Genomic DNA, 598 nt, shown 5'->3' on the forward strand with positions numbered 1-598 from the left:
TCCATTTTTAGGTATTTGTTATAGCCTCTGTTGTTGATGTGGGTTTTGTTGAGTTTCCCTGTAGCTAACTGTTTTTCGAGCTTTTTAAGCCCTTTTTCCCTGTTGATCTTATCCTTTTTGGCCCTCTGTTCCGAGTAGCTCACAACCATTCTAAGGTTCTCTTCCCAATCCACAGAAACACTCTCTCCATTTTCCAGCTCTAGAGCTAACACTTTGTTTTTTTGATTAGTGCCGGAAGACTTAAGACGAGCCCCAAGAATGAACTCATATCCGTTATCAAGTAATTCTTTGATATTGCTTTTGGAAAGCAAACCAGAATCTGCCACAACTATCGGGGCGGGCAGATTATACTTTTTCCTAAAAGTCTCTATTACCGGAATCATGGTATGCCCCTCAAACTTATTGCCCTCAAAAATCTCATAAGCCAAAGGGTACCCATCAAGACCTACCAGTAAACCCAAAACTATCTGGGGATTCTGATGCTTGCCTTCTTTGGAAAAACCGGTCTTCCTGAGATCATCTTCCTGATCTACTTCAAAATAGAGTGTGGTACAATCGTAAAAGACAATATTGATACTTCCTCCCAGTATTTTCTTGG

The 598-nt window shown here is 40.6% G+C and carries 1 protein-coding gene; it reads right to left on the reverse strand.

Features of this window, described 5'->3' with window-relative positions; all coding sequences use genetic code 11:
• The coding region (locus MM236_RS19630) for an IS1634 family transposase (protein ID WP_241276702.1) at nucleotides 1–598 on the reverse strand (598 nt) is incomplete at both ends.

The sequence above is a fragment of the Belliella calami genome (genome assembly GCF_022549695.1).
GTDB lineage: Bacteria > Bacteroidota > Bacteroidia > Cytophagales > Cyclobacteriaceae > Belliella > Belliella calami.